The sequence below is a fragment of the Aquirufa sp. ROCK-SH2 genome, assembly GCF_054558315.1.
On the sequence record NZ_JBPXKB010000001.1, the window covers coordinates 892,134 to 915,000 of the forward strand.

Annotated in this window: 17 protein-coding genes and 2 rRNA genes (1 of these 19 running past the window's edge); 8 read left to right on the forward strand and 11 right to left on the reverse strand. The window is 35.8% G+C overall.

Translation table 11 applies throughout. The features are described from left to right. Positions 1-151 precede the first annotated feature (151 nt). The 4 genes from V7S79_RS03895 to V7S79_RS03910 all read left to right on the forward strand — a co-directional run bounded on the left by V7S79_RS03895 (position 152) and on the right by V7S79_RS03910 (position 4,974). Entirely contained in the window at positions 152-1,342 is a 1,191-nt protein-coding gene (locus V7S79_RS03895; protein ID WP_459489242.1) for a phosphoglycerate kinase, read from the forward strand. Between the two features lie 89 nt (positions 1,343-1,431). Next, positions 1,432-3,888 (forward strand): bifunctional UDP-N-acetylmuramoyl-tripeptide:D-alanyl-D-alanine ligase/alanine racemase, encoded by a 2,457-nt coding sequence (locus V7S79_RS03900; RefSeq protein WP_459489243.1) that lies wholly within the window; start codon positions 1,432-1,434, stop codon positions 3,886-3,888. Between the two features lie 376 nt (positions 3,889-4,264). Beyond that, positions 4,265-4,618: an ArsR/SmtB family transcription factor gene (locus V7S79_RS03905; protein WP_459489244.1), complete on the forward strand. Its 354-nt coding sequence runs from the start codon at positions 4,265-4,267 to the stop codon at positions 4,616-4,618. A 20-nt stretch (positions 4,619-4,638) separates the two neighbouring features. Beyond that, positions 4,639-4,974 (forward strand): hypothetical protein, encoded by a 336-nt coding sequence (locus V7S79_RS03910; protein WP_459489245.1) that lies wholly within the window; start codon positions 4,639-4,641, stop codon positions 4,972-4,974. A gap of 77 nt (positions 4,975-5,051) precedes the next feature. Here the strand turns inward: V7S79_RS03910 and fumC are convergent, their stop codons facing one another. After that, positions 5,052-6,455, reverse strand: a complete 1,404-nt coding sequence (gene fumC / locus V7S79_RS03915; RefSeq protein ID WP_459489246.1) for a class II fumarate hydratase — start codon at positions 6,453-6,455, stop codon at positions 5,052-5,054. Between the two features lie 84 nt (positions 6,456-6,539). Between fumC and V7S79_RS03920 the strand changes: the two genes are divergently transcribed. After that, the gene (locus tag V7S79_RS03920; protein ID WP_459489247.1) at positions 6,540-6,884 is read left to right on the forward strand and encodes a Spx/MgsR family RNA polymerase-binding regulatory protein; all 345 of its coding nucleotides are present in this window, start codon (positions 6,540-6,542) and stop codon (positions 6,882-6,884) included. A gap of 39 nt (positions 6,885-6,923) precedes the next feature. On the opposite strand, the gene V7S79_RS03925 is transcribed toward V7S79_RS03920, so the two are convergent. From V7S79_RS03925 to rsfS, 8 genes are all read right to left on the reverse strand, one after another. After that, entirely contained in the window at positions 6,924-8,258 is a 1,335-nt protein-coding gene (locus V7S79_RS03925; protein ID WP_459489248.1) for an ABC transporter permease, read from the reverse strand. A 12-nt stretch (positions 8,259-8,270) separates the two neighbouring features. Then, positions 8,271-9,155 (reverse strand): ABC transporter ATP-binding protein, encoded by an 885-nt coding sequence (locus V7S79_RS03930; protein WP_459489249.1) that lies wholly within the window; start codon positions 9,153-9,155, stop codon positions 8,271-8,273. A gap of 182 nt (positions 9,156-9,337) precedes the next feature. Then, a complete protein-coding gene (locus V7S79_RS03935; RefSeq protein WP_459489250.1) occupies positions 9,338-9,877 on the reverse strand; it encodes a TrmH family RNA methyltransferase in 540 nt (179 codons plus the stop codon). 3 nt (positions 9,878-9,880) lie between these two features. Next, a complete protein-coding gene (locus tag V7S79_RS03940; RefSeq protein WP_459489251.1) occupies positions 9,881-10,858 on the reverse strand; it encodes an acyl-ACP desaturase in 978 nt (325 codons plus the stop codon). A 42-nt stretch (positions 10,859-10,900) separates the two neighbouring features. Continuing rightward, positions 10,901-12,439: a glycoside hydrolase family 32 protein gene (locus tag V7S79_RS03945; RefSeq protein WP_459489252.1), complete on the reverse strand. Its 1,539-nt coding sequence runs from the start codon at positions 12,437-12,439 to the stop codon at positions 10,901-10,903. Continuing rightward, positions 12,411-13,217: a UDP-2,3-diacylglucosamine diphosphatase gene (locus V7S79_RS03950; protein WP_459489253.1), complete on the reverse strand. Its 807-nt coding sequence runs from the start codon at positions 13,215-13,217 to the stop codon at positions 12,411-12,413. Before V7S79_RS03950 ends, V7S79_RS03945 begins: the two co-directional genes overlap by 29 nt. A gap of 45 nt (positions 13,218-13,262) precedes the next feature. Continuing rightward, complete coding sequence (gene ftsH / locus V7S79_RS03955) at positions 13,263-15,374, reverse strand: ATP-dependent zinc metalloprotease FtsH (protein ID WP_459489254.1); 2,112 nt, start codon at positions 15,372-15,374, stop codon at positions 13,263-13,265. Positions 15,375-15,456: 82 nt separating this feature from the next. Continuing rightward, positions 15,457-15,840 (reverse strand): ribosome silencing factor, encoded by a 384-nt coding sequence (gene rsfS / locus V7S79_RS03960; RefSeq protein ID WP_459489255.1) that lies wholly within the window; start codon positions 15,838-15,840, stop codon positions 15,457-15,459. Positions 15,841-15,930: 90 nt separating this feature from the next. Here rsfS and V7S79_RS03965 point away from each other — a divergent pair, with 90 nt between their 5' ends. Genes V7S79_RS03965 through V7S79_RS03975 form a run of 3 tightly spaced genes read left to right on the forward strand, consistent with a single transcriptional unit; the run spans position 15,931 to position 19,834 of the window. Next, positions 15,931-16,719, forward strand: coding sequence for a biotin--[acetyl-CoA-carboxylase] ligase (locus tag V7S79_RS03965; RefSeq protein ID WP_459489256.1), 789 nt, complete (start codon positions 15,931-15,933; stop codon positions 16,717-16,719). Positions 16,720-16,733: 14 nt separating this feature from the next. After that, a complete protein-coding gene (locus V7S79_RS03970) occupies positions 16,734-18,389 on the forward strand; it encodes an AMP-binding protein (RefSeq protein ID WP_459489257.1) in 1,656 nt (551 codons plus the stop codon). A gap of 44 nt (positions 18,390-18,433) precedes the next feature. Further along, on the forward strand, positions 18,434-19,834 hold the full coding sequence (locus V7S79_RS03975) for a BamA/TamA family outer membrane protein (RefSeq protein WP_459489258.1): 1,401 nt from the start codon (positions 18,434-18,436) through the stop codon (positions 19,832-19,834). Positions 19,835-19,958: 124 nt separating this feature from the next. On the opposite strand, the gene rrf is transcribed toward V7S79_RS03975, so the two are convergent. Together rrf and V7S79_RS03985 are read right to left on the reverse strand one after the other, a co-directional pair. Then, positions 19,959-20,070: ribosomal RNA gene (gene rrf / locus V7S79_RS03980) — 5S ribosomal RNA — on the reverse strand. Between the two features lie 73 nt (positions 20,071-20,143). Next, positions 20,144-22,867, reverse strand: a 23S ribosomal RNA gene (locus tag V7S79_RS03985) (it continues 107 nt past the right edge of the window).

Sequence of the window (22,867 nt, forward strand, 5' to 3'; positions counted from 1 at the left end):
TATTTTCAATCAAAATTGTACTATTTTGATAATAATTTCCATATTTTAAACAGAAAATTAGATTATTTCAACATATTCAGAAACTTAGGTATATTTGCAAGCCTGATAAAAAGGCCATGCTTGTCATTCTTTATAACGAAACAAAAATAGTATGCAAACCGTTTCCAATTTCAATTTTTCTGGCAAAAAAGCCCTAGTTCGTGTCGATTTCAATGTACCATTGAATGATAGATTCGAAATTACTGATGATACTCGTATCAAAGCAACCATTCCTACGATACAAAAAATCTTAAAAGATGGTGGATCTGTTATTTTAATGTCGCATTTAGGTCGTCCAAAAGATGGTCCTACTGAAAAATATTCATTAAAGCATTTGGTTACTCCTCTTTCTATCGTTTTCGGTGTTAAGGTACAATTTGCATCTGATTGCATTGGTGATGAAGCTGTTGAATTATCAAATAATTTAAAAGCTGGAGAGATTTTATTGTTGGAGAATCTTCGTTTTTACAAAGAAGAAGAAAAAGGAGATGAAGCTTTTGCTCAAAAATTAGCTCGTTTAGGGAACGTTTGGGTAAATGATGCCTTTGGAACTGCTCATAGAGCGCATGCTTCTACGGCTGTGATCGGTAAATTCTTTACTGAAAAAGTGAGTGGATATGTGATGCAGGCTGAGCTTGATAATGCACAAAAAATATTAGAATACGCTGATCGTCCTTTTACAGCAATTATGGGTGGTTCTAAAATTTCCGATAAAATTTTAATCATCGAAAAATTATTAGATAAAGTAGATAATTTGATTATTGGTGGTGGAATGACTTATACTTTCACTTTAGCTGCAGGAGGCAAAATTGGAAAATCCATTTGCGAACCAGATAAAGTGGAATTAGCAAAGAGTTTGATAGAAAAAGCAAAAGAAAAAGGAGTAAATATTTACATGCCTTTAGATAATGTTTGTGCGGATGATTTCAACAATAATGCTAATAGACAAACAGTTGATACAGGATTCATTCCAGACGGTTGGGAAGGATTAGATATTGGACCTAAGTCAATAGAATTATTCCAAAAAATTGTTTCAGAATCAAAAACTATCCTTTGGAATGGTCCGATGGGAGTATTTGAATTCCCTAATTTTGCAATTGGTACAAATGCCATTGCAGATGCAGTAGTTAAAGCAACGGAAGAAAATGGAGCATTTTCATTAATTGGAGGTGGCGATTCAGCTTCAGCTGTAAACAATGCCGGTTATGGAGATCGTGTATCTTATGTTTCAACTGGAGGAGGTGCTCTTTTGGAGTACATGGAAGGAAAAGTTCTACCAGGAGTTGCCGCTTTGGAAAACTAATTCAAAAAAAAGATTAGATATATTTTAAAGGCGAGGAAAGAATTCCTCGCCTTTTTGTATTTTAGCTTATTCAATATCCCCTATTTCGTATGATTCATTTTTCTAATCCAAACCAATTAAATTCAAATCAAGTTAGTTTGGATAGCCGACAAATCAATGACCCACAAAATACGGCATTTATAGCTGTCAAAGGGATTCACCACGATGGTCACCAACACATAGAACCTTTGTATTTAAAGGGAGTAAGAGAATTCATTGTAGAAAAGGCGGGTTGGAGTAATTTATTGGCTGAAAAAGCAAAAAAATGGGAAAATGCCGATATTTATGTCGTTGAAAATAGCATTCAAACACTCCAAAAAATTGTGATAAAACATAGAAATAAATTTGATTTAACCGTAATTGGCATAACTGGCTCAAATGGAAAGACATGTGTCAAAGAATGGCTATATAGTCTCCTATTTGACAAATATCAGGTAGTAAAAAGTCCAAAGAGTTTTAATTCACAAATTGGAGTTCCATTATCAGTATTAAAAATTCAAGAACATCATCAATTAGGAATTTTTGAAGCAGGAATTTCTAAAATGAATGAGATGGATAAATTGGCATCCATCATACAACCTAAATATGGCATTTTAACACATTTTGGGGAAGCGCATGGACAAAATTTTGATTCAGATATAATCAAACTAAAAGAAAAACTGAAATTATTTGAGCATTCCGAAAGGTTAATTTTCAGACAAACAGAAAAATACGGTCCAAGTATTATTCAAATTATGAAGGAAATAAACCCTTCATGCGAATTAATTCCATGGAGTACCGAAGATACCGGCGCAGGAATTTTATCATTTTGGCAAAAAAGTGCCTCATTTTATCAAATTAGATTAAAAAAAGCAGCCCAAAGTGAAACATTTTTAGAAATTAAAACAGAATATAGTGATGAAGCATCACTAGAAAACCTGACTAATTGCTTAATCATGGCTCATTACTTGGGCTTAGAGGCTACGGAAATACAAAACAAGGTAAAATCCTTACGACCAATTTCCATGCGCTTAGAAATAAAGGAAGGCATTAGGAATAATCAAATCATTGACGATTCGTACAACAACGATTTAGATGGACTAAGATTAGCATTACCGATATTAAAAAATAGCAGTAAAAAGAAAAAGGTAATCATATTCAGCGATTTGCTGGAAACAGGAATTGAAGAAAATCGACTATTTCATGAAATAAACGCCTTATTAAGCCAACAAAAAATAGATCAAATCATTGGAATTGGACCACAGATAATTCGAAATAGTACTCAATTTAATCAAATAACAACTTTTAAGACAACAGAGGATTTAATCCAATCAGGAGCCTTGAATCAAATCAATGATTCAGCGATATTATTAAAAGGAGCTAGAAAGTTTAATTTTGAAAAATTAGTTCAGCAATTAGAAACAAAAACCCATTGTACTCAACTAGAAATCAATTTAGATGCCTTACAACACAATTTAACCTACTATAAAAAAGAGATCGGTGAAAACACTAAACTCATGGGCATGGTTAAAGCCTTTGCTTACGGAACTGGTGCCATAGAAGTAGCAACAGTACTGCAAAATCAGGGAATTGACTACTTAACCGTGGCGTATACAGATGAGGGTGTACAATTGAGAAAAAATGGTATTTACACACCAATAATGGTGATGAATCCACAAATACAAGAATTTGATTTACTCACAGAATTTGCCTTAGAGCCAGAAATATACAATTTTGAGACCTTATTGGCACTTGATGAATTCAGCAATACACAGGGCAAAAACATTAAAATACACATCAAATTAGATACAGGCATGAAGCGTTTGGGATTTGAACCACAACAAATTCCTCAATTAAAAGCATATTTAAGTGAGATGCCTCAATTGTGGGTGGTAAGTATTTTGAGCCATTTGGTAGCTTCAGAAAGCGAAAGACATATCAATTTTACTAAGAAACAAATTAATCTATTTCAAAAAATGTGCGTAGATATACAATCTAGCCTAGGATACCAACCCTTAAAACACATTGCAAACTCCGCAGCCATTCAAAAACATCCAAAATCTCGTTTTGATATGGTTCGTTTGGGAATTAGCTTATATGGAATTAGCAACAATGAAATAGAAAAAAAATCACTAGAAACAGTACTAAAGCTGAAAACCTATATCTCACAAATCAAGGAGATCAAAAAGGGAGAAACAATTGGCTATGGCAGAAGAGGAAAGTTAAAAGGGAATGGTAAAATTGCCACTTTAGCATTGGGATATGCAGATGGATATTCTAGAAAGCTAGGAATGGGAAATGGGGAATTTGAAATTAATGGACAATTGTGTCCGACCGTTGGAGCCATTTGTATGGATATGTGTATGGTAGATATCAGCCATTTACAAGAAGTAAAAGTCGGAGATGAAGCCATTGCATTTGGCGGAAAAGTACAAATTGAAAGTTTAGCAAAAAAAGCAGAAACTATTCCTTATGAACTCATGACAAACATCAGCGAAAGAGTCAAACGAGTATATGTAAGAGATTAAATTCCTTATAAAATCAACCCATATTTTCAAGTAATTTCCTAGGACTAATTCCAATGAACTAGGAATAACAAATCGATTGTATTCAATAATCGGATCAACTAATTCATCCATATTAGTTTAATTTTTAGCGCAAAGACTATATTTCCTTGTAATACTTTATTCATTGTATTCAGAATATTATTTAGCCATAATACTAAATATTAATTGCCTATATAAATAATTAATTACCTTTAAAGCTAAATATAATTAGCCTTACAACTAATTAATTGTTTGACAAGCTAAATACCGAACTAAACACCTTCCAATATTCGATAAAACCAATATTTTGGAATTCATCCAAAATATTACTAAATTAGCTAAATAGATAAATAATAAAATGATTGAATTAATTGCCAAGGCAATCGGCGATGAATCTAGGAAGAAAATTATCGAATTATTATTGCCTGGGGAACTCGCTGCTAGTACTATATTTGAGCAATTCACCTACGCAGCCCCTACCATTTCAAGGCATCTTTCAGTACTAAAAGAAGCAGGAATTGTAGTGACAAGACGCGAAGGAGTATTTATTTATTATTCCTTAAACAAAGACACATTTAAGGAATTAAATGAGTGGCTTAGCCCCTTCCTACCCGCACCTGAAAAGGTTAAAATTAAAGTGAAAGATAGAAGCTTAGAGTCTAAAATTTCGAAAAAAGAAAATCCCTTTGATAAATTCCAAAGCGAATTTTAATATTAAAAAAGTACAATTATATGAATAGGTTTGTTTTCATCATTCGAGGACCCATTAACGGAATTTCCAAACAAGAAATTATCGCATCGGAACAAGAATTAGAGCATATTAAAAATTGGTTGAAAGGATTGAAAAATACTTACAATGATATGTTGTTCCAAAAGCTTGGCCCCAACCAAATGGTCATAAACTTAAACGGTGAAATTGAAAATAGAATTTTGAATCAAATAGATGGAGGAGAAATTAGTCAAATCGTAACGCTAATTCTTGATAACATGGAAGAAGCTAAAAAAATAGCCCAATCCTTCCCCTTTCCCAATACATTTTACTCTTTAGAGCTTCGAGAGCTTATTTAGCAATAAAAAAGCCTCAAATTTCGTCAATTTGAGGCTTTTTTATTTAATCGCTTGAGAATCAAATATTTCGACCCTAATTACAGATTGATTTCTCCTACCATATTCTCAGGCCTTACCCATTGATCAAATTCTTCTGCAGTTAAATAACCCAAAGCTACCGCTGTTTCTTTCAAAGTAGAACCATTCTTATGTGCCGTTTGAGCAATTTCCGCTGCTTTGTAATATCCGATCTTGGTATTTAAAGCTGTCACCAACATCAATGAATTATTCACGTGTTTAGCAATGTTATCGTACAGTGGAGCAATTCCAACTGCGCATTTATCATTGAAAGCCACACAAACATCTCCTATCAATCGTGCAGAATGCAAGAAATTATAAATCATCACTGGCTTAAACACATTTAACTCGAAATGACCATTTGATCCACCGATACCGATTGTTACGTCATTCCCCATCACTTGAGCTGCTACCATTGTCATGGCTTCACATTGTGTAGGATTCACTTTTCCTGGCATAATAGAAGATCCTGGTTCATTGTCAGGAATATAGATTTCACCGATTCCAGAACGTGGACCCGAAGAAAGCATACGAATATCATTACCAATTTTCATTAAACTCACTGCAACAGTTTTTAAAGCCCCGTGCGCCTCTACAATTGCATCGTGCGCCGCCAATGCTTCAAACTTGTTTTCAGCCGTTCTAAATGGCAAACCTGTTAGTCCTGCGATGTGCTTCGCTACATTTTCTGCATAACCTTTGGGTGTATTGATTCCTGTACCCACAGCCGTTCCACCTAAAGCTAATTCAGCTAAATGATCTAAGGTATTTTCAATCGCTTTTATACCATGATTCAATTGAGAAACATAGCCAGAAAATTCTTGTCCCAAAGTCAAAGGAGTCGCGTCCATAAAGTGCGTACGACCAATTTTAACCACATTTTTGAATTCTTTTGCTTTAGCAGCCAAAGTATCTCTCAATTTTTTAATGCCTGGAATAGTCGTTTCCATCAAAATCTGATAGGCCGCTATGTGCATAGCAGTAGGAAACGTATCATTCGAAGATTGCGATTTATTCACATCATCGTTTGGATGTACAAACTTTTGCTCATCCATTAAATTTCCGCCTTGAATGACGTGCGCGCGGTAAGCAATCACTTCATTGCAATTCATATTCGATTGGGTACCAGAGCCTGTTTGCCAAACTACCAAAGGAAATTGATCCGCCCATTGTCCAGCTAAAATTTCATCACATACTTGCGCAATTAAATTTTTCTTTGATTCTTCTAAAACACCCGCTTCAAAATTGGTGATTGCAGCCGCTTTTTTCAAAAATGCAAACGCACGAATAATCTCTTTCGGCATTTTATTGATATCTTGGGCAATAGGAAAGTTTTCTATTGATCGTTGAGTTTGAGCTCCCCAATATACATGAGCAGGTACTTGCACCTTTCCCATTGTATCTTTTTCAATTCTGTACTCCATAAGGTCGGTTTTCTGTTAAATTTGTAAAAGAAAACACAAAAATACGACCAAAATTCAATTAATTTGAACAAAAACTAAATTTATATGATAACAGTTTACGGCATTCCGAATTGCAATACGATGAAAAAAACGTTCGATTGGTTGAAAGAAAATAAGATCGATTTTCAATTTCATGATTACAAGAAAAAAGGCATCGATCAAGCAACTTTACAAGCATTTATTCAGCAGCTTGGAGAGAACGTTGTATTAAATAGGCAGGGTGCTACTTACAAACAATTGTCGGATGATCAGAAGCAATTACTTATTAACTCAGATGAATTATTTCGTTTTTTAACCGAGAAAACCTCCGCCATCAAACGGCCGATTATAGAAAAAAACGGACAATTTCAGGCAGGATTTGACATAGAAAAGTTGAGCCTATTTCTTTAATAAAAAAAGGCCTTAGGTTTTAATCTAAGGCCTTTTCCATTAAATCTTATAAAAGATCCACTTTCCTATCTCTTTCCAAGTCATTTTCTTTCCATACATCAAAATACCCACTCGATAAATACGAGAGGATACCCAAGAAGTTCCTAAGAAACCAAGCACTAATAAAACCATCGACAAAATCAATTCCCACGTTGGCACTCCGTATGGTAAACGAACCATCATATTAATGGGTGATGTAAACGGGATAATAGAGGCCCAAAATGCAATGGTACTATCGGGATCTTGAAGAGTGAATTGCGCAAATAAAAATGAAACAATAATAGGTAAAGTAACAGGCAAAGTAAATTGTTGTGCTTCGGCAGCTGATTCTACAGCAGAACCAATTGCAGCGAATAAAGAACTATACAACAAATACCCAAACAAATAAAAGAACAGAAATGAGCCTATAATCAATGGAATATTGGTTGATTGAACCACTTCGTTAACAACCTTAATTGGGTCAAAATTTTCGCTATTTTGAACCTCTTGTACCGTTTTCTGTGCATCAGCGCTTAATTTACTATTAGCATTTTGAACTATTTTTTCTTTAAAATTATCTCCATAGATTTTCGACGCAACGCCTGTAAATGCAACCGTCAAAACAATCCAAAGAGCAAACTGGGTAAGACCAACTAATCCTACGCCAATAATTTTACCTAACATCAATTGATAAGGTTTTACAGAAGAAACAATAACCTCAATGATTCTACTGCTTTTTTCTTCAATCACTCCATTCATCACCTGACTGCCATATATGAGTACGGTAAAATACAACAGAAACCCCAAAATGCCCGCTAAAATCATCACTCCCTCACTACTAGAGCTCGTTTCACCACCCGAATTCGATAAGGTCAATGTGCTACTGTTAACATCTACTTGAGTACTTTCATATATTTTACCTTCAATTCCAGCATTTTTCATCAAAACTTGGCGGACTTTTTCCTGAATTTTACCCTCTATTTCACTTTTCAAAGTCAAACTCAAGGTCTTTTGAGCATACATGACCAATCCTTTGGGATTAGCCAAGACATCTTTAGGAATAACAACTAATGCATCGTAATCCGTTGAATTGAGTTTAGATTTATATAGAAGCACATCTCCACCTTTTATCAAATCGAATTGAATAGAAGTTGATTGCAAATCTTCCTTTTGAAAATAAGTACTTTGATCAATCACCTGAATTTTTTTCAATTCAGCTTCTCGAGTGGCTAACCAAATTGGTATAGCATATATGGCTGTTATAAGCAATGGTGTTAATAATGAAGCAATCCAAAATGATTTTTTTTGAATTCTTGTCAAATATTCTCTTGAAATAATTAATAAAATTTTGTCCATGGTTAGTTTAATTTAAGATCCTACAACTTGTATAAAAATATCGTTAAAACTTGGAATGATTTCTTTAAAAGCTAATACATCCACTTGAGTAATCAATTCTGATAAGGCTACATTGGTCGTAACATTTTCATTTAATTTAATATTGACAACATTTTTTTCTTGTTGCAAAACAGTGAAATTATTCCATTCTTTCGGCAATTCGCCTGCGAAAACGACTTGATATTCATTCTTTTTAAACTGATTTTGAATATCATTTTTATTGCCAGTTAGTACTACTTCTGCATGATTAATCAATGCAATTCCATCACATAATTCTTCTACTGATTCCATGCGGTGAGTAGAAAATAAAATACTAGTACCTTCTGCTTTTAATTGCAAGATTTCATCTTTCAACATGTTGGCATTGATTGGATCAAATCCAGAAAATGGCTCATCCAAAATCAATAATTTAGGCTTATGAACAACAGTAGAAATAAATTGAGTTTTTTGCTGCATTCCTTTAGATAGGTCTTCAACAGGTTTGTTCCACCAATCTTTGATATCTAATTTGATAAACCATTCTTTTAAACCGGCTATTGCTTCTTCTTTTGTTAAGCCCTTCAGTCTGGCCAAATAAACCAACTGTTCCCCTACCTTCATTTTTTTATAAAGCCCTCTTTCTTCGGGTAAATATCCGATTTGTTCAATATGTTTTTGCGATAAAGATTCTCCATTGAAATATACATTCCCTTCATCAGGAGCTGTAATCTGATTGACAATCCGAATCAAGGAGGTTTTACCTGCTCCATTCGGGCCTAATAAGCCAAATATTTGACCTTCAGGGATATCTAAATTAATTTGATTTAGTGCTAGGTGATTTTCGTAACGCTTGGTTACTTGTTGAATTGAGAGTATCATATTAGATGGGTTATTGAATAGGCTAAAATAATCAAAAGAAATTTACCCCAAATAAAAATTTGATGAACGGAAGAATTTTGGTTTTGAGAGAAAAGAGAAAAATAGGAAATAGGTAAGAGGTAAGAGGTAAAAGGTAAAAGGTAAAAGGTAAAAGAAAAAAGCCACCTCTTACCTCTTACCTCTTACCTCTCCCCTTCTTTTTTCGAAATAAAATCCCAAATGACAATTCCCATGCTTACAGATACATTCAAAGAATGCTTAGTGCCGAATTGTGGAATTTCTAGGCATAAATGAGCTTTTTGAATATATTCATCGTTTACACCAAATACTTCATTGCCAAAAACAAAGGCATATTTTTGATTTTCTAGCGGTTTAAAATCCAATAATGAAGTAGAATTTTCAACTTGTTCGATGACAACAATTTGATAATCCTGTTGGATTAAATCAGCGATACAAGATTCAGGATCAGAAAAATATTGCCATTCCACAGATTCATCAGCACCTAAAGCGGTCTTGGAAATATCTCTATGCGGAGGCTGTGCGGTAATTCCACAAAGATAGATTTTTTCACAACGGAAAGAATCTCCCGTTCGAAAAGCAGAACCTACATTATTCATACTTCGAATATCATCTAATACAATAATGTAGGGGAATTTATCTGCCGATTTATATCCTTCAACATCGAGCCTATTCAGCTCGTCCATGGATAACTTTTTATTCATATACTAAGCAATCCAAGTAAACGGATAAGCTAATTCAGGCACCTTAACACGATCTGCCAACTTTTCTAAACGAGCAGGAAGATTAGCAACATAATCTCTAGCCTTCTCAGCTGCGTCATTTAATCCACCCATTTTCTCAATTTCCCATTCCTTGATTAAACCTTGCATAATCGTCACATAATCCATGGTTGTATATACACCAATTCTTTGTGCAGCATCCGAAAAATGTTCAAACAAAGAACTTTTTTGACCGTTTATTTCACGCAGAAAATGAGCAGGCATAACGATTTTCTTCTTCATCATGTCGGCAAATGCTAACATCATTTCAGAAGGATCTAATTTAAATATTTCAGATACAAATTTACGATATGCCTTTGCATGTCGAAGTTCATCTGCAGCAATTTGAGCGCACATTTTGGATAAATTTGAATTACCAAATTGCTTTGCCAATGTAGCAGTACGACGGTGAGAAACATTCGTAGCTTGTTCTTGAAAAGAAGTGTAAACAAAATTTCTGTAAGGATCAGCGGATGTTCCAATATTGAATCCATCAGCAATCAAATATTGTGTAGATATTGCCACTGCGCGCATATCCACCTTTCCCGATAAATACAAGTAGGTACCCAATAAATTTCCATGGCGATTTTCCTCAGCTGTCCAACTTCTTATCCATTTTGCCCAACCATTTTCTTGATCCAAATGATCAACAGTCTCCATACCTAATAACCATGATTCGTAAGTAGGTAAAGCTTCTTCTGTAATGGTATCACCCACTAAAACAGCCCAATAGTCATATGGCAACTCATTAGCCGCTTCTTGAAGTATTTTTACTTCTTGCAGAAAATTCTCTTTTGTGGAATCAGGTAGCATATCTGAAGGCTGCCAATTGCTATCAATTGGATTCAAATATTCTTTCATGTAGTCGTCCATGTTCTTACCTAGTTCATTCATTACTTCTAAACGACTTGTAGATTGTGACATAAAATAGTTTTTAGGTTAACAATTATCTATTAAAATTGAGAATTATTTCAATTCCCAAATTCGCATTTGCTTTATTTCCGTTTCACCATTAGTCGAGAAAAACTCCACATCTTCTGTTAATCCTTTAGGAAAACGCAAAGAACTAATTGAAATTGTCCCATCTTGGGCCAATACTTCAACCAATGATTTATCAACAAAAATACGGATGTTTTTTTGCAAACCACTTATTGCGGGTGCTTTATCATTTGAATTAAATCCATTTCCTAAATCCAAACCTGATTTAGTCCGGTCAATGTACCAATTCGATTCTTTTTCATCAAAACCTATAGAAGTTTTCTCCTTATTTATTTTACCCTGTGCATCAGAACTAATCAAATTAATCCCCCAGTTATCCGACTTTGCATGGGTAATAATTAAATCAATCACGTAGGTTTTCCCGTTAAGAAATTTAATCCCATTTAACTTTTTATTCTTTTTAATGACAATATCTTTCACCTGAAAATCGGGTGCTTTACGATCCAAATCTGGCTGAAATTTTTGCTTCAATCTTAAGCCATCCATAGTGGGCTGTAAACTAACTTTTCGAATAGATGACATTTGTCCTTTCCAAGGAAATGTCGGCTGCTCTTTGGCATATTGCCAACTCAATGCCCAACCCAACCAAAGGTTTTCATTTTTAGCCGTGTTGTAAAAAGGAACAGCAGCGTAGAAATCTTTACCAAAATCGACATATAATTTAGTTTCTTTTGGATTATCATTTACAAACTTTACTCCATCAAAATGGCCTACAAAATATTGCATGCCAACAAATTTATTGGTTGGCCCTTGGGAACTAATACTTAAAACCCATTTCTTCTCTCCCATTCTTCCTTCTATAGGTAATTCCATCAATGAGGGGCATTCCCAAATCATATCCATATCTCCTTGACCTCCAAAATCGCTTAAATGAGTCCAATTAATTAAATTTTTTGAACCATAAAATTGAATCGTATATTCTCTGGGTTTTGAAACTACCATCACATATTGTTTGGTTTTTTCATGCCAAAAAATATTAGGGTCACGGAAGTCTTTGTAATCAATATTCAAAATAGGATTACTTGAAAATTTGGTCCAAGTCAGCCCTTCGTCATTGGAATAAGCTAAATGCTGTTCTTCTCTTGTATAGGGATAATCTGCTGTATAAATCGCAATAAACAATGGCTTTTTAGGATCACCAAGGCCTGAAACATGGTCTTTATCAACAACAACACAGCCCGAGAATATATACTCTTTGCCATTGGGGATGGCTACAGGAAGTTCTTCCCAATGTAATAAATCTTTCGTTCTTGCATGCCCCCAAGACATATTTCCCCATTCATTCCCTTTGGGATTATGTTGAAAAAACAAATGATAATAACCATTATAGAAAAGCAAACCATTTGGGTCATTTGTCCAATTTTTTTGTGGAGAAAAATGAACACTTGGACGCCAAAATTCAGTAGGATTGGGTCGAGAATTCACATCTTGAGCGATTGATGTTTGATAAGAACACACAATTGCGCAGACAATTAAGTTATTTAAAAGCTTGAAAATTAGTTTCATTTTCGGAAATAGTTAAATAAAAAGCATTTTTAAAATCAGGAGAAAACCAATCTCCCAAATTATAATAAGTTGAATGACCATTTAATGGAAATTCTATTGGATGATGTCTATGGCCAAAAATATAGGCATTTACTTGAGTATTCGCTGCTACGTGTAGATTAAGCTTTTCTCGCACATAGGTTAAAATATAGTCGGTTTCAGGATCAAATGGAACAAATCCCTCTGTGATCGCATTTGTTTTTCTTGTATTGGACCACAAATGTGCTAGTTTAACACCTAAATCAGGATGTAACCAAGAAAAACAGAATTGTGCCAATTTACTAGTAAATACTTTTTTCAAAGCTTTAAATCCATAATCTCCTGGACCTAAACCATCCCCATGTCCTACAAAAATTGTTTCTTGATGGTTGTCAAAATGTAGATCAAATTGGGTGGGCTCTCTGTAAATTTTAGCGGCAATTTCTTTTTCAAAATAATCCCACATCCATAGATCATGGTTACCGACAAAAATATGAATATCAATACCTGCATCAGACAATTCAGCCAGTTTACCAATAAAACGAACAAATCCTTTGGGAACTACTTCTTTGTATTCAAACCAAAAATCGAACAAATCTCCAACTAAAAACAATGCTTTAGCATCTGACTTGATTGCATCAAGCCAAAGCATTAATTCTTTTTCTCTCAATAAACTTTGTTCTACATTCGGAAAACCCAGATGGAAATCTGAAGCAAAATAAATTTTTTTACCAGATGGAATCGTAATTTGGTGAGTCATAACAAAAAAATGGGTGAGAAAACTCACCCATACAAATTTACAAATTTATGCCAAAGTATCTCCTGCTGGAGGAGCATCACTATCAGTTTCTTCCGATTTAGCTTTTGGTTTTCTTTTTGGCTTTGCTTTTAAAGCCTCTTCTTTTTCTGCTAAATCTCGAACATCTTTGGCATCTTTTCGCTTCTTTTCTGTTTCACCTTTGATGAACTCTTGATAAGATGTTAATTGCTCAAATGGCCTTGGTCCTACTAATTCCTCTAAATCACTTTGGAAAAGAACCTCCTTTTGTAACAACTGCTCTGCCAAAATTGTCAACTTATCTTTTTTATCTGTCAACAACTTTTTTGTACGTTTATAAGCTTCAGCGATAATCTTGCGAACTTCTTCGTCTATTTCTCTAGATGTTTGCTCTGAATAAGGTTTATTAAACTGATATTCGGAACCTTTTGAATCATAATAAGAAATATTTCCTAATTTATCATTCATACCATAAATCGTAACCATCGAATAAGCTAATTTCGTAATACGCTCAAGGTCATTTTGTGCTCCTGTGGTAATTTTTCCAAACACAATTTCCTCTGCCGCTCTACCACCTAAAGTGACGCACATTTCGTCCATTAGTTGCTCGGTACGATACAAAAATTGCTCTTTAGGTAAATACTGAGCATATCCCAATGCAGCCACTCCACGAGGAACAATAGAAACTTTTACCAAAGGATTAGCATGTTCTAAAAACCAACCTGCTATGGCGTGACCTGCTTCGTGAAAAGCTACAATTTTCTTTTCTTCAGGAGAAATCAACTTGTTTTTCTTCTCTAAACCTCCAATAACACGATCCATCGCTTCTTGAAAGTCGGACATATCAACAGCTGATTTATTTCTACGAGCAGCTATTAAAGCAGCTTCATTACAAACATTGGCAATTTCAGCTCCTGCAAAACCTGGAGTTTGTGCGGACAACTCTTTTGGATCCACATCATCAGCAAGTTTTAATGGCTTCAAGTGAACCTTAAAAATAGCTTCTCTTCCAATGATATCGGGTTTATCAATCGATATCTGACGATCAAAACGACCTGGTCTTAATAAAGCAGGATCTAATACATCTGGGCGGTTAGTTGCAGCCATGATGATAATTCCTGAATCGGTCGCAAATCCATCCATTTCAACCAATAAAGAGTTTAATGTATTTTCACGCTCATCATTTCCACCTGGCATAGAACCTCTACCTCTTGAACGACCTACGGCATCTATTTCATCAATAAAAATAATACAAGGCGCTTTTTCTTTGGCTTGTTTAAATAAATCACGAACACGTGCAGCACCAACACCCACAAACATTTCAACAAAATCAGAACCTGATAATGAGAAAAAAGGGACACCCGCTTCACCTGCTACAGCTTTTGCCAATAAAGTTTTACCTGTACCTGGAGGGCCTACCAACAAGGCTCCTTTAGGAATTTTACCCCCTAAATCAGTGAATTTTTTAGGAAACTTTAAAAACTCAACAATCTCTTGAATTTCTTCCTTTGCTTCATCTAATCCGGCAACATCATTAAAAGTAACACGTACTTTCGATTCACCTTCGATTAAGGTAGCGCGACTCCTACCTATATTGAAAATTTGACCTCCAGCACCACCTCCTGCGCCTCCCATGCGGAAAAACAAGAAATAAAAACTCAAACCCATTAGGATTAAAAATCCCCAAGTTCCCAACCAGTCTATTGGGCTAGTTCTTGTTTCAGGATTAGCCATTATTTGTTCATTTCGAGGAAATGCTTTTTGACGATCTTCTAAGAAACGCTCAAACCCTTCCTTTGAAATTACTTGAAATTCAAAATGTGGCCCTTTATTTGATGAAGTAATTGATTGTGGAGTATTCTTAAAATATTTAGATACAAAACTTGGTTTCAAGGTTACTTCTACCTCCTTATCATTCACAATGGTCACAGTTGAAACTTCTTTTTGAAGTAACATGGATTCAAATTGTTTTTGAGAGATCGATTGCAAGGTTGTCTGTTTTGTCAATAAAAACATACTCGCAATTGCAATTATTAAACCAACAACCATCCAACTTTGCATTCCACTCACAGGTTTTTTGGGTAAACGAGGGGGCAATGATGGACGTTTGGGTCCTTTAGAATTAGTTAATTTTGCCATTGAATATTTGATTTGGGCTTAAAACGTTTTTTACAAACATTTTAGTTTCTTCTTTATTGAAAATATTTTAAAATTATCAAATTTAATCAGGTATTACCGTAAACTTCGCATCACCCCAAAGCTCCTCTAATTTAAAAAATGAACGTTTATCCTTCAAAAATACGTGAACGATGACATCATAATAATCCATCAAAATCCATTCTCTATTGGCTTTTCCTTCAATGGAATGAGCATGAATTTTACCTGATTCCCAAACTTCTTTATCAACAGATTCTGCTATTGCATCAATTTGAGTATCTGATGTACCTGAACAAATAACAAAAAAATCAGTAAAGGCATTATTTACTTCGCGTAAATCTAAAACCATGATTTCTTGTGCTTTTTTCTCTTGCATTCCTTTTACTACCCAATTCACAATTTCTTCTGATATCTCTACTTTGGCAGCTTTTTTTGGACTTTTCCCCATAAATTATTTTAATCTAAAATTCGTTTAATTCAATCTTTAACGAATAAAAATTTATTTTTGTTCTATTAAACCTAAAATTACAAATAAATATTGAACAAATATCAAGCACCTACAGAGTTCATTGGCAAAAAGTCAAAATATCTATTAACTTGTTCTTCCACGAATTTACTGGCTCTGGAAGAGTCATTGGAAAATAATTTAGAGGAAGGATTTGCATGGATAGCGGGCCATCAAACGGCAGGAAGAGGACAAAGAGGAAATACATGGGCAGCAGAGCCCAATGAAAACCTTTTAGTGTCTTATTTATTAAAACCGACCTTTCAACTTTTAGAAAACCAATTTTATCTAAGTAAAGCTATCGCATGTGGCATTTTAACAGGTCTACAAGATTGGTCTAAAAATACCCTTGGAGAAGAACTTCCTTTACGCATCAAATGGCCTAATGACATTTATTTAGACAATCAAAAAATTGGCGGAATTTTGATTGAAAACAATATTCAATCAGGGAAGTGGGCTTTTTCCATTGCTGGAATAGGTTTAAATATCAACCAAATGGATTTCGAAGATATTCGAGCAAATTCACTGAAAAAATGGATAAAAAGTCCATTTCGCTATGAAGTGGAAGAAATCTATCAATTTATTTCAATCGGAATTGAGAAATATTATCAATTATTCCAATCCAATGCTTTTGCAGTTATCGATTTAACTTATCACAAAAATTTATTGAGAATTCAAGAATGGCATTCTTATAAAGACGAAAATGAAATATTTGAAGGCAAAATAATACAAGTAAATCCACAAGGATTACTATTAATGGAGAAAGAAACAGAGGTGAAAACATATGATTTAAAGGAAATAATTTTTATTTTCCCATCTTAAAATAATCCTCTTTCATGATTCTAGAATATAAAAGTCAATTAGAAAACTTTCTTCATTGGTCAAAAGCAACTCCGAGTTCTATCTATTTGAAACAACCGATTGGAGATAAATTTATCGATTTTAGTTTTATTGAATCTGAGGATCAAGTAAAAAAGATAGCACATTTTTTACAAAGCAAATTAAAAGATGGGCCAAAACACGTGGGTATTTTATCCAAAAACTGTGCCCATTGGATTTTAGCAGACTTGTCAATCATGATGGCAGGGGCTGTTTCTGTTCCTTTTTACCCAACTCTATCTGGAGAGCAGTTGCAGGAAGTCTTATTGCATTCCGATTGTCAAATTTTATTCGTTGGAAAATTAGATAATTGGCAAGAAATCAAAAATTTCATACCAAAAAATATAATAATTATTTCAACAGACGAGATCTTAGAAAATGACATCTATCTTTGGAAAGATCTAATAATTCAAGAGGAGAAATTAGAGATTTTACCAAAATACAATCAAGAAGATATTATTACAATTGTCTATACTTCTGGTACAACAGGTACACCTAAAGGAGTAATGATTCCATTTAAATCCATTCCTCTTGCGATTAATGCCGCGAAAGAAGTGGCATTTTTATCCTTACCTAATTCACGATTTATCTCTTACTTACCCTTATGCCATATTGCTGAGCGTAATTTTGTTGAATTTGCTGCCACAGCTGCTGGAGGCACCATTTATTTTGTAGAAAATTTAAACACTTTTAGAAATAATTTACTTGCTGCAAGACCTACGCACTTTTTAGCAGTTCCAAGAATTTGGGCCAAATTTAAAGAAGGAATCATTCAAAAAATAGGAAGTGAAAAAAGATTGTCACAATTATTAAATGTACCTATCTTGAATACTGTCTTGAAAAAATTCATCAAAAAGTCTTTGGGATTGGATCAAACCAAATTGTTGATTACTGGGGCAGCACCTATGCCAAGTGAATTACTGATTTGGTATCAAAAATTAGGTATGGAGATCCAAGAAGCTTATGGAATGACTGAAAACTTAGGAATTAATTCATTAATGCCCAAGAAGCAAATTAAATTAGGAACAGTTGGTAAAGCTTGGAGTTTATGTGAAATAAGAATCAATGAAGGAGATCAAGAGATTCAAATGTATGGAGAACATATTTCCAAAGGTTATTACAAAGAACCTCAATTAACAGCCGATTTATTTAATGGCAAATGGTTAAAAACAGGTGATGTAGGTCATATCGATGAAGACGGATATTTGAGTATTATTGGGAGAGTAAAAGATATTTTCAAGACTTCCAAAGGCAATTATGTTGCTCCTGCACCCATAGAAAACCACTATAGTCAGCATCCTTGGATAGAACAAATTTGTGTTGTCGGAATCAATTTACCTCAACCTATTGCATTGCTGATTTTAAACACTCAAGGAAAAGAAAATAGCCCTAATGAAATCATTGCAGAGCTAGACGAACTTAGAAAAAATATCAATATCCATTTCAAAAAGTATGAATATGTCTCAAAAATTATCATTTTATCTGAAGACTGGAATATTGAAAATAATTGCCTAACTCCTACTCTAAAAATCAGAAGACCGAATATAGAAAAACGCTATCAAAATCAGTTAGAAAATTGGTTTAACCAAAATGAAAGCATAATTTTTAATTAATAAATCATAGGAATAAATAATTTCATTACCTTGTAGTAATGAGTATGCAGTTATCTAAAAAAATCCTATTTTTTATCAAAATACCATGGTGGTTATGCTTCCTTGGGTATTTCTCTTTTGGCCAATCGATACAAATAGAAAGCATACAATTCAAAGGAAACGATAAAACTAGAGCTTCCATATTAAGTAGAGAATTAGACATTTCGGAGAAAGATTCTATTGAAATTGAATCGATTGATAAGCGCTTAGAGTTTAATCGAAGGAAATTAATGAATACCAATTTATTTATTTGGGTGAAGGTAGATTATCACCAAACGAATAATGGTAAGTTGGAAATATCATTTGAATTTTTGGAACAATGGTACATATTGGCCTATCCAGTTTTTCAATTAGCAGAGAGAAATTTAACAGATTGGTGGACAAGAGGTCATAATTTCGACCGAGTAGTTTATGGAGCACATTTTACCCATAACAATTTCAGAGGAATGTCTGAAAAGATTCAAATACGGGCAGAAAGCGGATTTACAGAGCGATTAGACTTTAATTATACAAATCCATATACTGACATAAAAAAAACCTTAGGAATCGCCTTAAATCTCAATTATCAGACTACAAAAAGTTTAGCTTATATTTCAAAACATGATACGTTGAAATTTATTCAAGCCAATAATAATATGAGAGAAAAATGGTCGGGTGGTATCAGTTTAAGAAAACGTTTCAAGTTTTATGATTTTCAAACCATTGAATTAAAATACAATCATTCAATTCTAGCAGATACAATATTAAAGCTTAATCCAAAGTATTTACAAGGAAAAACAAATGAGCAGAACTATTTTCAAATGGGGTATCAATTCTCTTATGATTTTAGAGATTTTGTAGCTTACCCATTGAGAGGAAAGAAAATAGACATTGGATTTATCAAATATGGTCTATTTAAACAAGATGAAGTCAGTTATTGGGAAATTTTAGGTGCAGCGGCTTATTTCTTTGATTTAAAGAATAAATTTTTCTTAACGAATCAGGTAAAAATAAAATACACACAAGAAGATCAGACCATCCCCTATTCAAATGTCCGCGGATTAGGATATGGGAATGAATTAGTTCGCGGATATGAATTAAATGTAATTGATGGGGATAGTTATTTTTTATCAAGAAATACATTGAAATTTGAGTTATTTTCCAAAATATTACCCATCAAATTCATTCCCTGGAAACAATTTAATCAATTACCCTTATCGATTTACCCAACGGCATTTTTTGACTTTGCTTATGTGAATCAACCAAAAACAATGAATTATAATAGTTCATTAGCAAACAAATGGATTTATGGTTATGGATTAGGCTTTGATATTGTAACCTATTATAACATCGTTTGTAAAATCAGTTTCCCAGTCATTAATGGGAACAAATCTGGATTTGTGGTTAATTTAGGAAGGGAATTTTGAGAAGAGAGGTAGGAGGTAATAGGTAATAGGTAATAGGATTTCCACATTCCTCTTTCCTCTTTTCTCTTTTCTCTCTACCAAACAAAAAAAGCCAACCCATTTCTGGATTGGCTTTGAGATAATAACTTGGAGCTTACTTACTTTCCCGGGTTTGATCCCAGTATCATCAGCGGTGCGGGGCTTAACTTCTCTGTTCGAGATGGGAAGAGGTGAACACCCGTCCTATCGGCTCCATAAATCTTGCAAGGCTTAGCCTTTTTCCATATTGTGAGTAAAAATAAATAGTCATAGCATTTCAATTATTTTAAAAATAGTAAGCTTTCGGGTAATTAGTACTACTCGACTTTGACATTACTGCCTTTACATCTGTAGCCTATCAACCGTGTCGTCTACACGGACCCTTCATGGAATACTCATCTTCAGGTCAGTTTCGCACTTAGATGCTTTCAGCGCTTATCTGGTCCCGACGTGGCTACTCAGCTATGCCCTTGGCAGAACAACTGATTTACCAGCGGTCAGTCCAACTCGGTCCTCTCGTACTAAAGTCAGAACCTGTCAATATTCCTACGCCCACAACAGATAGGGACCGAACTGTCTCACGACGTTCTGAACCCAGCTCGCGTGCCACTTTAATCGGCGAACAGCCGAACCCTTGGGACCTTCTCCAGCCCCAGGATGTGACGAGCCGACATCGAGGTGCCAAACCTCCCCGTCGATGTGAGCTCTTGGGGGAGATCAGCCTGTTATCCCCAGAGTACCTTTTATCCTTTGAGCGATGGCTGTTCCATACTAAACCACCGGATCACTATATCCTACTTTCGTACCTGATCGACTTGTCGGTCTCACAGTCAAGCTCCCTTTTGCTATTGCACTCTACGCACGGTTACCAAGCGTGCTGAGGGAACCTTTGAAAGCCTCCGTTACTCTTTTGGAGGCGACCACCCCAGTCAAACTACCCACCAAGCAATGTCTCCGTTTAACGGATTAGAATTCCAGTACAAGAAGGGTGGTATTTCAACGTTGGCTCCCCGATGCCTAGCGACACCGGCTCACAGCCTCCCACCTATCCTACACATCCAGTACCAAAACTCAATGCTAAGCTATAGTAAAGGTTCATGGGGTCTTTCCGTCCCGTTGCGGGTAAACGGCATCTTCACCGTTACTACAATTTCACCGAGCTCACGGCTGAGACAGTGCCCAGATCGTTACACCATTCGTGCAGGTCGGAACTTACCCGACAAGGAATTTCGCTACCTTAGGACCGTTATAGTTACGGCCGCCGTTTACTGGGGCTTCAGTTCAATGCTTCGCCTTGCAGCTAACATCCCCCCTTAACCTTCCAGCACCGGGCAGGTGTCAGGCCTTATACGTCATCTTTCGATTTTGCAAAGCCATGTGTTTTTGTTAAACAGTCGCCTGGGCCATTTCTCTGCGGCCACGATTGCTCGTGGCTCCCTTTATCCCGAAGTTACAGGGTTAATTTGCCGAGTTCCTTAGCCGTGATTCACTCGAGCGCCTTAGAATATTCTTCTCGACCACCTGTGTCGGTTTACGGTACGGGTTACTTAACAGTTATGCGCATAAACTTTTCTTGGAAGATTACTCGCTACACTCGTTTTGGCATTGCTGCCGCCTCTCAAAGGCACTATTCCGTCAGTACCTGGTAACCCATTCTCTCCGTCATCTAATTGCCCATTAAGTAAGTACAGGAATATTAACCTGTTGTGCATTAGGCTGTCGCTCTCGCTAGGCCCTTAGCCCCCGACTAACCCTCAGTTGATTAGCATAGCTGAGGAATCCTTAGTCTTTCGGCGTGAGGGTTTCTCGCCCTCATTATCGTTACTCATGCCTACATTTGCTTTTCTGAACGCTCCAGCAAAGCTTGTCGCTTCACCTTCTCCGCAGATCAGAATGCTCCCCTACCAGTATATAAATATAATCCAAAGCTTCGGTATTTTACTTGATGCCCGTTTATTATCGATGCCCGCCTCGCTCGACCAGTGAGCTGTTACGCACTCTTTAAATGAATAGCTGCTTCCAAGCTAACATCCTGGCTGTCACTGCAATCAGACTTCCTTAGTTCAACTTAGTAAAAATTTTGGGACCTTAGCTGTTGGTCTGGGTTCTTTCCCTCTCGGATTGGGACCTTAGCACCCCAACCCTCACTCCCGGGTATATTTTAAGCCATTCAGAGTTCGTCAGGATTTGGTAGGATTTGACTCCCCCTAGTCCTATCGGTAGCTTTACCTGCTTAAAACTTGACCCCGAGGCTGTTCCTAAAAACATTTCGGGGAGTACGAGCTATTTCTCAGTTTGATTGGCCTTTCACCCCTACCCACAAGTCATCCAAATACTTTTCAACGTAAACTGGTTCGGTCCTCCACTCCGTTTTACCGGAGCTTCAACCTGCTCATGGGTAGATCACAAAGTTTCGCGTCTACTCCCACTGACTAAGCGCCCTATTCAGACTCGCTTTCGCTCCGGCTGCTCACGTCTACGTGATTAACCTCGCCAGTGAAAGTAACTCGTAGGCTCATTATGCAAAAGGCACGCCGTCACCCCACGAAAGGGCTCCGACCGCTTGTAAGCGTATGGTTTCAGGGTCTTTTCACCCCCTTACTCAGGGTACTTTTCACCTTTCCTTCACAGTACTCGTTCACTATCGGTCTCTTGGTAGTATTTAGCCTTACCGGATGGTGCCGGCAGATTCAAAGGGGATTTCTCCAGTCCCCCCCTACTCAGGATACTCCTACAATTTAATAAACTTACCATTACAGGGCTCTCACCTCCTTCGGCCTGCCTTCCCAGACAGTTCATGTTCATTTATAAAATCGATATCGAAGTCCTACAACCCCAGTCTTGCCGCAACAACACTGGTTTGGGCTAATCCGCGTTCGCTCGCCACTACTTACGGAATCACTTTTGTTTTCTCTTCCTCTGCTTACTTAGATGTTTCAGTTCAGCAGGTTTGCTCCTTGTCATTCGACAGGTACTAGATCTTCAATCTAGTGGGTTGCCCCATTCGGAAATCTT

Coding starts and splice junctions, on each gene's coding strand:
- V7S79_RS03895 (WP_459489242.1), top strand. CDS start 152: ATGCAAACCGTTTCCAATTTCAATTTTTCTGGCAAAAAAGCCCTAGTT.
- V7S79_RS03900 (WP_459489243.1), top strand. CDS start 1,432: ATGATTCATTTTTCTAATCCAAACCAATTAAATTCAAATCAAGTTAGT.
- V7S79_RS03905 (WP_459489244.1), top strand. CDS start 4,265: ATGATTGAATTAATTGCCAAGGCAATCGGCGATGAATCTAGGAAGAAA.
- V7S79_RS03910 (WP_459489245.1), top strand. CDS start 4,639: ATGAATAGGTTTGTTTTCATCATTCGAGGACCCATTAACGGAATTTCC.
- fumC (WP_459489246.1), bottom strand. CDS start 6,455: ATGGAGTACAGAATTGAAAAAGATACAATGGGAAAGGTGCAAGTACCT.
- V7S79_RS03920 (WP_459489247.1), top strand. CDS start 6,540: ATGATAACAGTTTACGGCATTCCGAATTGCAATACGATGAAAAAAACG.
- V7S79_RS03925 (WP_459489248.1), bottom strand. CDS start 8,258: ATGGACAAAATTTTATTAATTATTTCAAGAGAATATTTGACAAGAATT.
- V7S79_RS03930 (WP_459489249.1), bottom strand. CDS start 9,155: ATGATACTCTCAATTCAACAAGTAACCAAGCGTTACGAAAATCACCTA.
- V7S79_RS03935 (WP_459489250.1), bottom strand. CDS start 9,877: ATGAATAAAAAGTTATCCATGGACGAGCTGAATAGGCTCGATGTTGAA.
- V7S79_RS03940 (WP_459489251.1), bottom strand. CDS start 10,858: ATGTCACAATCTACAAGTCGTTTAGAAGTAATGAATGAACTAGGTAAG.
- V7S79_RS03945 (WP_459489252.1), bottom strand. CDS start 12,439: ATGAAACTAATTTTCAAGCTTTTAAATAACTTAATTGTCTGCGCAATT.
- V7S79_RS03950 (WP_459489253.1), bottom strand. CDS start 13,217: ATGACTCACCAAATTACGATTCCATCTGGTAAAAAAATTTATTTTGCT.
- ftsH (WP_459489254.1), bottom strand. CDS start 15,374: ATGGCAAAATTAACTAATTCTAAAGGACCCAAACGTCCATCATTGCCC.
- rsfS (WP_459489255.1), bottom strand. CDS start 15,840: ATGGGGAAAAGTCCAAAAAAAGCTGCCAAAGTAGAGATATCAGAAGAA.
- V7S79_RS03970 (WP_459489257.1), top strand. CDS start 16,734: ATGATTCTAGAATATAAAAGTCAATTAGAAAACTTTCTTCATTGGTCA.
- V7S79_RS03975 (WP_459489258.1), top strand. CDS start 18,434: ATGCAGTTATCTAAAAAAATCCTATTTTTTATCAAAATACCATGGTGG.